Consider the following 14,306-nt stretch of genomic DNA (forward strand, 5'->3'; position numbering starts at 1 on the left):
TAAGTTAACCAACTAACCATCAGATTTAATTCACTATTTGTCAACCACACTCAACTAGTATAAACGCAAAGTCTCGACTGAACTTTGACTAAAATCATGACTTCATCGCGACAAAATGAAAAATACGATAAAAACTAAAAATTAGCAACAGTCTATCAACAGATAGACATACACTTACACAGAATAATGCGGTTTGGTTATTAGCATAGCTGGCAAACAAAAGATAAACAGCGGAAAACAAACAAATAAAATGCACTGAAACGCCAACGGCTAAGTCACTCTTTAACCTGTACATTCACAAGCCATTACGGTTATGTTTCTGCTTACATTTTTATACTGCCTTACCTGCTTAATTTGTTTTAAGCTGTATGTGTTGAAGTAACACCATGGAACTCTTATGAAAATCAAAGAATTAAGTCTGCTAACCCTGTTGGCATGCAGTAGCAGCCTGTTTGCAGAGGAACAATATTCTTACACTATTCTGGTCGATAAGGGCGTAAAAGCCGGCGAGCAGATTGTAAAAGTGAGTGACGAAGGCGAAATTTCTGTCCGGTATATCTTTAAAGACAACGGCCGTGGACCTGAACTGGATGAGAAAATCAGCTTAAACAAAGATGGCTTTATCACAGACTATCAGGCCAAAGGCAACACCACCTTTGGTTCAGTCATTAACGAACGCTTTAAAGTACAAGGCAATAGCGCCAGTTGGAGCACAGGCAAAGATCAGACAAAGGTGAACTATCAACAAAACGCCTTGTATCTGCCGGTCGATGGCTCACCTTATCTGTCGTCTGTTGCCATAGCTGCTCTGGCTAAAAGCGGTAAAAACTCTTTGCCTCTGTTACCCAGCGGAACCCTAACTCAGGAAGTGGTTAGTGAACTTATCGTCGACAATGGCGGTGAAAAACAACAGGTCCAATTGTTAGTCCAGACAGGTGTTGGTTTTGAACCGAATTTTGTTTGGGCAACGCAAGGCGAAAACCCGCGGCTGTTTGCTTATTTAGCGCCAGGTTACCTTACTCTTATAGAGGAAGGCTGGCAGCAGAATGCCAAAGCCATGCTTGAGATCCAACAACAGGCTGAAACACAGCTTCTTGAAAAGCTGGCGACCTTACCGAAAAAGCTGAATGGCCTGACTCTGGTTCGTAACGCCCGTATTTTTGACAGCCAAACGCTGAAACTAAGTGTGCCAAGCGACATTTATCTGTTACGTGGCAAAATCACCAGTATAGTGCCGACAGGTTCGCTGCATAGTCCGGTCGAGCATGAAATCGATGCAGCCAATCGTATTGTGTTACCAGGCCTGTTTGATATGCATGGCCACTTGTCACGCTGGGAAGGAGCGCTGCATTTAGCAGCTGGGGTCACTACGCTACGGGATATGGGTAATGACAATGCGACCTTGCAAAGTATGATCGACGAAATAGATACCGATCAGCTGCTGGCACCAACTATAGTGCCAACGGGTTTTCTCGAAGGGGAAAGCGCCTACTCCGCCCGCAATGGTTTTGTGATTAACGATCTCGCTGAAGCCAAACATGCCATCGACTGGTATGCAGCTCATGGCTACCCGCAGTTGAAAATTTACAACTCTTTTCCAAAAGACATTCTTAAAGACACAGTCTCTTACGCTCATAGCCGCGGCTTGCGCGTCAGCGGCCATGTGCCCGCATTTCTTAAAGCAGAGGATGTCATAGCTGCGGGTTTTGATGAAATTCAGCATATTAATCAGTTAATGTTGAATTTTTTAGTGAAACCAGACACTGACACCCGAACCCTAGATCGGTTTTATCTTCCCGCCAAACAAGTGGCGGATCTGGATTTGCAAAGCAAAGCAGTACAGGATTTTATCCGTTTACTGAAAAGTCACAATGTGACTGTGGATCCGACCCTGGCGACTTTTGATTTCCTGAAAAAAACCGATGGTACAGTGGGTGAACCATGGCGCGCCATCGTTACTCATTTACCACCTGATATTCAGCGCGCCTACGCCCGGGCTGAACTGGATATCCCGGATGAAGCCACAGCAGAGCGTTATGCGAAATCCTACGCCAAAATGATTGAGTTTGTTGGCATGATGTACAAAGCCGGGATCCCTGTTGTCGCAGGCACAGACGAGCTGGCCGGTTTTACCTTGCAAGGCGAACTGGAGCTGTTAGTCAAAGCTGGCCTGACGGCTTCGGAAGCTTTACAAGTTGCCACGTTAAACGGCGCCCGTTACAGCAACGTAGAACAACATAAAGGTCAGATCAAAGTAGGTTTTGATGCCGACTTGTTGCTGGTGGATGGTGATCCAACTCAAAATATCAGCGATATTCGTAAGTTGGCTTTAGTGATCACTCAGGGCAAAGCCATAGTGCCGACTGATTTGTACCAAAAGCTGGGTGTGAAGCCTTTCGTGAAAGACTTTATAAAAATCCGTGATTTTGCACCTGCTCAAGCTCAAGGTGGTGGCAAAACCAGCACAGGTCACCGGCATTTGCATTAACAGTGTTGAAACGACTTAAAAAATAACAAAGGGGTTCATCTGAACCCCCTTCTTTTTTCGGCTATTTCTAAAGCTGAGTCTTACCAGCTATCAGGCCTGTCTAACCTGGCTGCTGCTCCAATTGTGGCTGCAGCCATTTTTGTACGGCACTGGCCAGTTCATCCGGATGGAATTTAGCGATAAACTGATCAGCACCAACTTTTTTAATCATCACTTCATTAAAAACTCCACTTAAAGAGGAGTGTAAAATGACATGAATGCCTTTGAGCTTGTCGTTTTGTCGCACTTCAGCAGTCAGAGTGTACCCATCCATTTCCGGCATTTCGATATCAGAGATAAGCAGTGGTACTTGTGCCGCTAAGTTGTCGGTCTGCCCGGCTTTATTCACCAGCCAATCCAGCGCTTGTTTACCGTCATTCACCAGTTCAACATGAACGCCCATAGACTCCAGCGCACGACGCACCTGATTACGGGCCACAGCAGAGTCGTCCGCAACCAGCACTGTGATATCCTTCAAATCAATCTGCTCAGCAGCTTGTTTGACAGATTCGCTGATTTCTTCCTGCATTGGGGAGATTTCACTGAATACCTTTTCTACGTCTATGACCTGCACCATACGGCCTTCGATACGGGTAACAGCCGTCATATAATGACTGCGACCAACACCAGCAGGAGGCGGCAACATTTCTGACCAATTCACGTTCACGATCCGCTCTACATTGCCGACCAGAAAGGCCTGCACATGGCGGTTGTATTCTGTGACCAGAATAAAAGCCGTTTTCAGATCCACCAAAGGTTTTCCACCCGTGGCTGCACTTAAATCAATCACCGTAATAGGCTCGCCCCGTACGTGGGCCACCCCTCGCACATGGTTATGAGCGCCGGGCAGTGAATTTAGCGCAGGACAAGGTAAAACCTCACGCACTTTAAACACATTGATACCAAAAAACTGTGGGCCTTGTAGTCTGAATAACAATAATTCCAGCCGGTTTTGTCCAACCAGATTAGTTCGTTGGTCTACTGAACTTAATACAGAGGTCATATCCCTCTCCTTCGACTTGACACCACCAGCCTCTTAAAGAAGGCCGAACAGTTTTTTACTCTGTTACTAGTATAACGCCTGGGTCAGGAAGAGATCAGTAAGTTTCTGCACTGAATAGCGACAACTCCCATTTAATTTTCCTGTATTTCAAAAGTGGCATGTTGCAGGCATGCACACTCACTCTGCCAAAGATTGACTGAAGAGGTTTGCTCGATCCGAACGCCATATGGCAATGCCTGCAACTCTAAAAAATCACAAAATGTATCCACCTATTCTCTCTATTTGACTGCATCTTTTTTGTACAGTACAAAATCTGAGGCTGATAGCTATTGGCAATAGTCCCCTATTAAAATTACCAGTTAAACATGGTGCCATCCTCCAACCGGTTCACCGGCAGATAAGCACGTTGGTACGGGTATTTGGCGGCTTTCGCTTCGTCGATATCGACACCATGACCTGGTGTTTCACCAATCTTCAAATAGCCATTGTCAAAATGATAGTCATGCGGAAATACGGCGTCTGTTTCCGGGGTATGGCGCATATATTCCTGAATACCAAAATTCGGCACCCAGGTATCAAAATGCAGCGCAGCGCCCATAGTGACAGGGCTTAAGTCGGTTGCACCGTGGAAACCAGTACGGACATGATACAGCTCAGCCAGATGCGCAATACGGCGTAAATGGGTGATACCGCCACCATGCACTATGGTGGTACGGATATAGTCAATCAGCTGTTCACTGATCAGTTGCTGGCAGTCATGAATAGAAGAAAACACTTCGCCCACAGCAATAGGCGTAGTCGTATGCTGGCGGAATAAACGGAAACCTTCCTGTAATTCGGCAGGCACAGCATCTTCTAACCAGAATAATTTATAGGGTTCTAACGACTTACCCAGTTGCGCTGCTTCAATAGGAGTTAAGCGGTGATGGGTGTCGTGTAATAACTGATGGTCAAAACCATAAGTCTCGCGCAGCGTTTCAAACAGCTTAGGCACAGAGTTTAAATACTTACTGGTCGACCAGAGGTTTTCAGTGGGTAAATTACCATCGGCCGGTTCGTAATACATTTTATCACCCGACACACCATAAGTGCTGGCAAGGCCAGGTACACCAGTCTGAGCCCGAATAGCTTTGTAGCCCATATCGATATAACGCCCTACTTCAGAGACTGTTTCGGCGATATCACGGCCATTGGCGTGACCATACACCATCACACCATCGCGGCTGCGGCCACCGAGCAACTGATACAAAGGCATATTAGCAGCTTTGGCTTTAATGTCCCACAGCGCCACGTCTATGGCAGCAATAGCTGTCATACCCACTGGGCCACGACGCCAGTAAGCGCCACGATAAAAAAACTGCCAGATATCCTCGATACGGCTGGCATCACGGCCAATCAGGCAAGGGATCAGGTGGTCCTGCAAATAGCTGGCAACAGCCAGCTCACGACCATTCAGGGTCGCGTCCCCTATGCCATACAAACCTTGATCTGTGGTGATTTTAATAGTGACAAAGTTCCTGCCCGGGCAGGTGACAATAACTTTTGCATCAATAATTTTCATAAGCGTCCTCAGAATCAGCTCGGTTTGACTGCCGCCCGGCCCCTCAGACTTGAATTGTCCGGGTTAACAGATTAAATTGGTCAGGCCTATTGATTAACACTAACATTTGGCCTGTCCAATTTGCAATATACAAAATTTGGACAGACCAAAATAAATTTGAAGCCACCATGACACAAACAACAGACTCACCACTGAAGCTCAATACAGAACGCAGCCAGGCCAATAGCCCCCGCCTGTATCTATTGATCGCCGATAAGCTGGCGCAAAACATTGCTAAAGGCGAACTGAATCCAGGCGATCGGCTGCCAGCAGAGCGCGATTTGGCGCAGCATTTCGACGTCAGCCGTCAGACAGTGCGTGAAGCCTTAATAGCGCTGGAAGTATCAGGATTGGTGGAAATTAAACCCGGCTCAGGGGTTTATGTACTGAAATCTGCAGCATTAAAAAGCTCTATTTTGACCGATGACGCGCCGGGTCCTCTGGAGATTATGGAAGCACGGCTTTTAGTGGAGGGTGACGCTGCTGCATTAGCTGCAGAGCGCATCAGTAATGAAGAGTTATTAAAACTTAAAGCGTATTTGAACCAGATGACAGCTTTGGTAGCCGCACAAAAAACGGCTGAAGCCGAAGCTTTTGACGGCAAATTTCATCAGCTAATTGCCAGCGCTACCCGCAATAGTGCGCTGCAGTCTATGGTGGAATGGTTATGGAGCTTAAGGGAGTCATCTGAGATAAGCAGAGCATTTACAGAAAAAGTGCGCCGCCAGATGGCGGGCCCAAATATTCAGGCGCATGAAAAAATTTATCAGTGCTTAAGCCGCCGCGACGCACCAGGCGCCAAAGCAGCAATGCAAGAGCATATAGCTCAGGTCACTGAAGCTTATATTCTTCTGGTTGCTGATTAAGGACGTGATCGGACAGGTCAAAACGGACTGTCCACTAATCATGATCTGCTAGCTATCTGCTCTTGCAGGGCTGCAGGATTAAAGGCAAGGACTTTCAAGTGAACAGCTATTTTCGCTTCACTCAACGCTAGATTAAAGCGACTTCAATATCGTCTTGATCAAAACCGAATACGTTACCTTCAAAATCAACAGATAAACGAACACTGTTTCCCGGCGAAGAGATCCGGACAATATGACCAACCTGACCATAACATTCGCTCGTCGAATCAGTAACTATGACGTCAAGGCCGATAGTCCATAGTGGTTTTGTCATCAATTTCTCCAAATTTGACGTCAGATCAATACAACAGGAATTGATCGTTGACTGGGGAGTGTACGCGAATTGACCTTTTAAAGCGAGTGAAGCTTGTAACTGGTTTTGCTGCACGCCTAGGAATAGGCCTGCTACCTGCTATAAGTCAGCGAGTTTTAAAATAAGCCAAGGTAAAGCAAGAACATAACAGGAACAAGCTAGAAGTATTTGGAAGTCAATTATGTAATTAGAAATAAAAACAGCACCCGTAAGGTGCTGTTTTTATTTAGGAATTTGGTGCGTCCTAGTGGACTCGAACCACCGACCCCCACCATGTCAAGGTGGTGCTCTAACCAACTGAGCTAAGGACGCATTGTTGTGTTGCAACTAAGTTGTGACAACGGGCGCTATGTTATGCAGCCACTGCTTTGCTTGCAAGTATTTTTTTTAAAACTGCTGTTGTTTGCTGTTATTTTAAACGCTTAGTGTGAAAATCGGCGCTTCCATCCTGAGGCCTGAAGCTATAACGATGATTTCAGTGATATATTCGCCATCATACCTCACCTTTTGGAGTTGCAGATGTTTACCCCTGTGCATACCTACGAGTTTGCTGAACTGGCAAAACAAAAAATTGCTGAATTTAATGCCTTGCACTGGGATGCATCAAAGCGCCAACAACTGGGCTTAAAACTGGAAAACGAGAAAGGTGAACTAGTAGCGGCTTTGGCTGGGCGTACTTTTGGTCACTGGTTTTATCTGGAGTCATTATGGTTAGATCAGAGTATTCGTGGCCAAGGTATAGGCTCAAGCATACTGGCAGAGGCTGAACAGATTGCGAAGGCTCGTGGCTGCAGCTTTGTGATTCTCGACACACTGGACTTTCAGGCCAGGCCTTTTTATGAACGTCATGGTTATCAGGTACAGTGGACCCAAACCAACTACCCTTTGACTGGTTGCAAATATTTTATGACAAAACAGCTCTAATCTGCAGGCTGACGCTTTTTAGCGTCAGCTTTAAATACCGTATCTACCCAAGCCGGATCTCCATCATTGGCTGCAGCTTCAATGCCCAAAATGCGGCACATCAGGTTATACAATTCGATATTGGCAAAAGCCGGGATCTGGCTACCCGATTTGAATACAGGACCATGCCCGATAAAAATGGCCTGCATTTCAGGGCTATTGTTATCATAACCATGACTGCCTGTAACAAGACTACGCCCCGGTTTTTCCTGCCATTCTTTGTGTTTTTGTTTTTGCATTAAACGCCAGCCGCTTTGAGGTACAACCAATATAGGTGCGATACGTTTGCTGTTCTGATAATGCCAGCGCTCTGGTAATTCTGACTTTTTATAGACTCGGGCTTGAGGTGGCAATGAAGTATTAAGTTGCTGATAAATCGACTCTAATTCACCAGCTTTAGGAAAAATCGATACTATTTCAGGAGTCCATAAAATAAGAGCAGCTTTCTTTTCATCAAACAGTTGATCCAATTCAATCACCTGCTGCTGCGGTACTTTGGCCATGCCATGGTCTGAAACCAACATCAAATTGATGGTGCTCATCAAACCTCTTTGTTCAAGACCTGCGACTAACACCGCAAGTGCCTGATCGACGTCCGTTATCGCTTCGGCTACTTGCTCAGAATCAGGTCCATACGCATGACCTGCATCATCCACTGAGCTGAAATATAAAGTCAGAAACTGAGGGCGTTTCTCTTCTGGCAAATCCAGCCAGGCCAACACAGATTTTACTCTGTCGATGTTACTGACGGAACCATCATAAGCCTGCCATAAACCGGGCCTCACACCTTTAATGGCCGCCTCAGAGCCAGGAAAAAAATAGGTACCGGTTTTTACACCTTGTTTTTCCGCTGTAACCCAGACTGGTTCACCCAGCCACCAGCGCGCATTCTTTACCTCTTCAGGTTTACTCATGCGAAACACAGCGTCAAAATCCGTATCATAAATATTGTTTTCCACTATACCGTGATGAGCAGGATATAAACCTGTGGCTATGCTGTAATGATTAGGGAAAGTTTTAGTCGGAAATGAGGGCTGCATAGCCACCGCAGTGACTCCGTTTTGAGCCAGTCGATGCAAAGTTGGTGCTTTATACCGCTGCAGATAGTCCTGAGCAAAACCGTCGATAGAGATCAGTAATAAGCTATTTGCTGGTTGTTGTGTAGCAGGAGAAGCGTTAAGGTCTGGACAAATAAAAACAAAACACAACACCATAAAGAAATTACGCATCAGACAACCCTAAGCCAGACTCAAAAACGCTAGTGTACTGAGCCTTTCAGGCTGTCAGATGACAAAACCGACCAAAGGTAAAAAAAATGCTATCAGTGGCCAATACAAAAGCATTCAGAGCTCAAAACCAGCAAAACTCAGTCAGGCCACCACCTGCCAGCGTCCACCTTTGGCAGGGCCAGTGCGCACCAACCTACCTTCAGCTTTGAGCTTCGCCAATTGCTTTTCAATAGCTCTGGAACTTAAACCCAATTCATCCGCTATAGTTTTGGCACTGAGCCTATTATCTTTTTTCAGCTTTTTCAAAATTTGATCTTCAGTTTTATACCAAGGGCCTGAAGTTTTTGTTTTTACTTTTTGTGCTTTTAGCTGCACAAACTGAGACAACTCGATGAACGGCTGCTCAGGTAAACCCATAGCCGGCTGATGGCTCTGCATCAGTTGTAGTTCAGTGGCTAAGGACTCCTGGATACACCGCAGCATAAAGAGTATAAAACTGGTTGCGTCGTGTTTGGGGTTCGCTTGTCTCAGGCTTTTGTAATAATCGCGGGACTTTTCTTTCAGCATCACCGTAAAAGGCAAATAACAAAAGGATGCATGCCACTGCATTAAAACCAACTGTTGCCACAAACGGCATAAGCGACCATTGCCATCTGAAAACGGATGAATAGAGGCCAGTTGAAAATGCATCAGGCAAGATAGCAATAAAGGATGAAGCGGGTACTGTTGCAACGAAGTAATAAGCTCTTCGACCTGAGCTGCAACCACAGAGGGCGCTGGCGGCATATGAACTAGTTTATGGTCCTCATAAACTCCAGCCCCCTGCTGACGGTACTGACCTGCATCCGATGTAACATTGAGCATAAAAGCTGCATGAGCTTTACGTAGATCCTCGCTCTGATAAGGCCGAAAGCTATCCAGTTGTTGATACAACGCCAAAGCATTTTTTGCCTGCCGAATATCCTGCACTAAAGCCACAACCCTTTTGCCTGCAGCCAATTGTTGCAACTGAATTAAAGACAGAGAATTATGATCAAGTGCCAGGCTAGCCTGAATGGATTTGAGCTTTAAAGCCTCCAGTTGCAGCACTGAAGCCTGAGATAGAGCGCAAACCCAATCTGCTAACTGGACCCCAATACTTTGTATAAGATTAGATAGCTCTGTATCCGGCTGATAAAAAGTCTGGTACTTATCCATCACACAAGCCTCAGCTTTACTTCAAACAGTATATTTATTGACCTGATAAGACTAATAGAGGTTCACTGAAAAAACAAAGTGTTAGCATTAGTTGGTCATTTTTTCTAAATTTCTGGAAATAAAACAGCAAAAATAGAACAGATCAGCTTGCTTTCGTGATCCGGCTCACTAACTATTGACAGACAGACTATCAATAGTTTCAAAACCTACTTCAACTGAACAGAGCAAGAGCAGGAGTTTTTGTGCAGGTAAGGCGTTATACAACTTCTGAACTTACATTAAGGTTTTGGGCCGCGTTGTTATTACTGCTGACCTTTAGCACTATTTTTATCGCTTATGTCTATGCAGAAAAACGTATTGATGCAGCCAATGAGCAGCGGGTCTTCTCATTAAAAGTGATAGGTGAATTGCGTCAGTCTTCAGACGATTTAAGCCGAATGGCCAGAAGTTATATAGCCACAGGTGAATACCGTTATAAAAATCACTTTGACGAAATTATTGCCATTCGCAATGGTCAGGCCGCTCGTCCAATCAACTACCATCAAGTGTACTGGGATTTGGTTGATGACGACAATCAAAGACCCAGACCCGCGGGCTCGCGGATAGCGCTGCTTGATTTAGCTAAAAATGCTGGATTCACATCAACGGAACTCGCTGCGTTGCAGCAAGCCAAAATTCAATCTGATGCGCTGGCACTCAACGAAATTAAAGCTATGCAGCTGCTGGAACGGCCAGAGATTGATCCTGTTCAAAAAGCAAAAAATAAAGAACAAGCCTTGCTTGCTGTGTTTGACCAGAATTATAACACGGGGAAGAAAGCCATAATGCAACCCGTTGCCACCGTCTACAGTCTGGTGGATGAACGCACCGCGGACGAAGTCGAAGATGCCATGTTTTACGCCTTGACGATGCGCATCCTGTTTATTTTGTCTGGTTTACTGCTGTTTTATGCACTGTGGGATATTAAACGGGTTCATAACAGCATTCTGGGCGCTTCTGTCAGTCACCTATACGAGCAAATTAAAGCTATGGGTCGGGGAGAAGTGCTGCAAAGTACTGAACTGCGAAAGGCAAAACCCGGCAGTATTATGAGTTGGCTCGGCGCGACTCAACTTCGCCTAAACAGCTCGATTCAAGAACGTCAGAGCCTGATCCACAGATTGCAACAAAAAGAACAGTATCAGCGCACCCTGATTGACAGCATCCCTTTTGTCGTCTGGTTAAAAGACATCCACGGCCGCTACCTTGAAGTAAACCGCAAATTCGCAGAAGAATTCCCCGGCAAAGATATCAATGATTTAACAGGCAAAACTGACGCGCAGTTATTTGACGCACAACGTGCGTTAAGCCACGTCGTACATGATAAACAAGTGCTCTCATCAGGCCAGCCCCAGTTGATCCAAACCCAGCGTAAAGTAGGAGTCGAACAGCATTGGTTCGAAACCTATAAAGCACCTGTTTTAGTCGAAGGTGAGTATGTTGGTACAGTGGGCTTATCGCGCGATATTACGCTGGAACATACAGCAGCCAATAAACTGCGCTTATCTGCCAGCGTATTCACCCACGCCCGCGAAGGCATTATGATCACCGACCCCTTGGGTGTGATGATAGACGTCAATCAGGCCTTTACTGAGATCACAGGCTATAGTGCCAAACAAGCGATAGGCTGTACGCCACGCTTGCTGCAGTCAGAACATCAGGATGAACAAAGCTTTAACGCATTATGGCAAAGTCTGCAGCAACAGGGCTTTTGGTCCGGAGAGCTGTGGAGCAGAAAAGCATCAGGCGAAGATTATTTCCAAAGCTTAACCCTAAGCGCTGTGCTGGATGATAAAGGTCAATTGCAACATTATGTGGGTTTGTTTTCCGACATCACGAACCAGTACCAACAACAACAGTATCTGGAAAAGATAGCGCTTTATGATGGCTTGACCGGCCTCTCAAATCGCAGTGCTTTAACTCAACAGCTACAGTCATTACTGAAAAAAACCAGCGCCGATCAACTGCTCGCTATCGCCTATCTGGATTTGGATGGATTTAAAGAAATTAATGATCGCCATGGCCATGAGACAGGGGATCAGTTTTTAATTGCTTTGTCTGAACGTTTACAAGCTCAATTGACCAAAGATGAGCTATTGGCTCGTATTGGCGGTGATGAATTTGTGGTGTTATTGCCACAACTTAGCGATAAAAAAGCAGGCATGCAAAAGATCCAGCAATTGCTGGATGTCGTGGCTAAACCTGTAAAAATCGATGAATGGATGCTCTCGGTATCCGCCAGTATAGGTCTGACCTTTTATCCCCAGGCCGATACAACAGAAGCTGAGCAATTGATACGACAAGCGGATCATGCGATGTATCAGGCCAAACAGGATGGCAAAAACCGCTGTCACGTCTTTGATACCGACTACGCCCGTAGTTTGCGTGGACATCAGGAAACTATACTGGATATTCGTCAAGCTCTGGCGCAAAAGCAATTCAGGTTGTTTTATCAGCCAAAGGTCAATATGCACACAGGAGAAGTGATAGGAGCAGAAGCTCTGATCCGCTGGTTGCATCCTCAAAAAGGGATGGTGGCTCCAGCCCTGTTTCTACCCGCTATAGAGCAGCACAGTCTGGGTGTGGAGTTAGGTTATTGGGTGATTGAAGAGGCATTACGGCAACTGGCTGAATGGCAACGTCAGGGTATGACTATCCCCGTAAGCGTCAATATTTCAGCCTATCATTTACAACAACTGGACTTTGTCAATCGTCTGCAGTTATTGCTGCATTTTTATTCAGACGTGCCGGCGTCCTTACTACAGCTGGAGATTCTGGAAACCAGCGCGCTGAATGATTTAACCCATGTACAAGCCGTGATGCAGGCCTGTATCCGCAGCGGTGTCAGTTTTGCTTTGGACGACTTTGGCACGGGCTACTCTTCTTTAACTTACTTAAAACGTTTGCCAGCGAAAGTGTTAAAAATCGATCAGAGCTTTGTCCGTGATATGTTGGTCGACCCGGACGATTTGGCCATCCTCAAAGGCATTATTGTGCTTGCCAATGAGTTTAAACGTGAAATTGTCGCAGAAGGTGTGGAAACCACAGAACATGGTGAGCTTTTGCTGCAATTAGGCTGTACTCATGCACAGGGCTACGGTATAGCGCGCCCCATGCCGGCCGAGCAATTTATGCCGTGGAAAAAAGCCTGGCTGCTGCCTGATGTCTGGGCCAAAGCCTGTATAGGTGGCGCAGCAACTATCTCAGGCACCGATAAAGCATTGACCGCAGACTCTAAGTACAGAGCCATTTAAACCTGACGCATCAGGTCTGGCGAAAAAAGCCACGGCCAAAGCGACATCGTCAGGTAAACCCGCCTGATGCAATGAGTTCATTCTGCGCCCTACTTCCTTCACCATCACTGGCATGGCGGCTGTCATTTGGGTCTCAATAAAACCAGGAGCTATGGCATTAAAGGTGATGCCCTTGACTGATTGTTTTGCCATAAACTGACAGTATCCGATTAACGCAGCTTTTGAACTGGCATAGTTGGTCTGGCCTTTCTGGCCTGCCAGGCCATTCATGGACGACAACAGCAGCACACGACCATTGTGTTGTATCTGATTCCGTTCGAGTAAAAGTGTGTTGATCCGCTGTACCGCACGCAGGTTAATATCCAGCGTCTGCGTCCACTGTACTTCAGTCATACGATGAAACAACTTATCCCGGGTAATGCCAGCGTTATGCACCAGAATATCCAGTTGGATCCCTTGTTGTGTCAGCCAGTCACTTAAGGTTTCAGCGCTTTGGGTTTGACTGATATCCAGTAGCAAAGCTTTACCGGCTAACTGCTGCATTAAGTCCGTGAGTGCTTGTGCAGCTTGTGGAATATCCAATCCAATCACGGTAGCGCCCTGCTCCGTCAGCGTTTTAGCTATAGCAGCGCCGATACCACGGGCAGCCCCAGTCACTAACGCGGTTTTCCCCTGCAGAGGTTGTTGCTGGCGGTTTACTACCGTGACAGGTGCCGTAGAGACAGGCAATACTTGCCCTGTGACATAAGCTGAGGCCCTGGACAGGAAAAACTCCACGACGGGCAGCAGTTCCTGTCGCACATCTGTGTGCACAGTTAACAGATTTGCTGTGGTGCCAAAACGTCCCAGCTCTTTGGCTATCGAACGGGTAAACCCCGATAAAGCAGCAGCGGCTGCAGCGGCATCAGCACTGGATACATCATCTATTGCGCGGGCCAGTACAATTAAGCGACCATTTTTAGTTAACCGTGGCAACAGAGGAGTTAACTGCTGCCACAGCATATCCAACTCGGAGGTACTTTGTAGTTGTGTCGCATCAAATATCAATGCCTGCAGCGGCTGTGCTTTATCTTCCAGGCTCACAGCTGCCAAGTCACTTAACTGTTGACGCAACAAGACACTATACTCAGAGGCTTTGCCACACAGCAGCAAACTCCCTGTAAAATACTGGGTTTCCCCGTCTGGTCTTTGTAGCAAAGTAGCCTGTGGCACGCCACACCAACGACCTACTGCAGAATCTAATAAAGCTGTTATCCAGGAGGCCATAAAAGGACCT

The 14,306-nt window shown here is 46.3% G+C and carries 10 protein-coding genes and 1 tRNA gene; 4 read left to right on the forward strand and 7 right to left on the reverse strand.

The window, feature by feature from the left end:
• The first annotated feature begins 397 nt into the window (after positions 1-397).
• Positions 398-2,488, forward strand: coding sequence for an amidohydrolase family protein (locus tag IEW88_RS13725; protein WP_147904666.1), 2,091 nt, complete (start codon positions 398-400; stop codon positions 2,486-2,488).
• Between the two features lie 100 nt (positions 2,489-2,588).
• On the opposite strand, the gene IEW88_RS13730 is transcribed toward IEW88_RS13725, so the two are convergent.
• Positions 2,589-3,530 carry a chemotaxis protein CheV gene (locus tag IEW88_RS13730; protein WP_147904665.1) on the reverse strand — a complete coding sequence of 314 codons (942 nt, stop codon included), beginning with the start codon at positions 3,528-3,530 and terminating at the stop codon, positions 2,589-2,591.
• Between the two features lie 352 nt (positions 3,531-3,882).
• Positions 3,883-5,091 carry a D-mannonate dehydratase ManD gene (manD, locus tag IEW88_RS13735; protein ID WP_147904664.1) on the reverse strand — a complete coding sequence of 403 codons (1,209 nt, stop codon included), beginning with the start codon at positions 5,089-5,091 and terminating at the stop codon, positions 3,883-3,885.
• 167 nt (positions 5,092-5,258) lie between these two features.
• Between manD and IEW88_RS13740 the strand changes: the two genes are divergently transcribed.
• Complete coding sequence (locus IEW88_RS13740) at positions 5,259-5,996, forward strand: FadR/GntR family transcriptional regulator (protein WP_147904663.1); 738 nt, start codon at positions 5,259-5,261, stop codon at positions 5,994-5,996.
• Between the two features lie 127 nt (positions 5,997-6,123).
• Here the strand turns inward: IEW88_RS13740 and IEW88_RS13745 are convergent, their stop codons facing one another.
• Both IEW88_RS13745 and IEW88_RS13750 read right to left on the reverse strand, forming a co-directional pair.
• Positions 6,124-6,309: a hypothetical protein gene (locus IEW88_RS13745; RefSeq protein WP_053425008.1), complete on the reverse strand. Its 186-nt coding sequence runs from the start codon at positions 6,307-6,309 to the stop codon at positions 6,124-6,126.
• Positions 6,310-6,583: 274 nt separating this feature from the next.
• Positions 6,584-6,660, reverse strand: a tRNA-Val gene (locus IEW88_RS13750).
• Between the two features lie 207 nt (positions 6,661-6,867).
• Between IEW88_RS13750 and IEW88_RS13755 the strand changes: the two genes are divergently transcribed.
• On the forward strand, positions 6,868-7,272 hold the full coding sequence (locus IEW88_RS13755; RefSeq protein ID WP_147904662.1) for a GNAT family N-acetyltransferase: 405 nt from the start codon (positions 6,868-6,870) through the stop codon (positions 7,270-7,272).
• Here IEW88_RS13755 and IEW88_RS13760 read toward each other — a convergent pair.
• Positions 7,269-8,540: an alkaline phosphatase family protein gene (locus tag IEW88_RS13760; RefSeq protein ID WP_147904661.1), complete on the reverse strand. Its 1,272-nt coding sequence runs from the start codon at positions 8,538-8,540 to the stop codon at positions 7,269-7,271. The two genes, IEW88_RS13755 and IEW88_RS13760, sit on opposite strands and share 4 nt — an antisense overlap.
• A 141-nt stretch (positions 8,541-8,681) precedes the next feature.
• Positions 8,682-9,737 carry a Fic family protein gene (locus IEW88_RS13765; RefSeq protein WP_147904660.1) on the reverse strand — a complete coding sequence of 352 codons (1,056 nt, stop codon included), beginning with the start codon at positions 9,735-9,737 and terminating at the stop codon, positions 8,682-8,684.
• Between the two features lie 296 nt (positions 9,738-10,033).
• Between IEW88_RS13765 and IEW88_RS13770 the strand changes: the two genes are divergently transcribed.
• A complete protein-coding gene (locus tag IEW88_RS13770; protein ID WP_147904659.1) occupies positions 10,034-13,030 on the forward strand; it encodes a sensor domain-containing protein in 2,997 nt (998 codons plus the stop codon).
• Here IEW88_RS13770 and IEW88_RS13775 read toward each other — a convergent pair.
• Positions 12,980-14,296 (reverse strand): 3-oxoacyl-ACP reductase, encoded by a 1,317-nt coding sequence (locus tag IEW88_RS13775; RefSeq protein ID WP_147904658.1) that lies wholly within the window; start codon positions 14,294-14,296, stop codon positions 12,980-12,982. The two genes, IEW88_RS13770 and IEW88_RS13775, sit on opposite strands and share 51 nt — an antisense overlap.
• Between the last annotated feature and the right edge of the window lie 10 nt (positions 14,297-14,306).

This window comes from Rheinheimera tangshanensis, from assembly GCF_014645135.1.
GTDB lineage: Bacteria > Pseudomonadota > Gammaproteobacteria > Enterobacterales > Alteromonadaceae > Pararheinheimera > Pararheinheimera tangshanensis.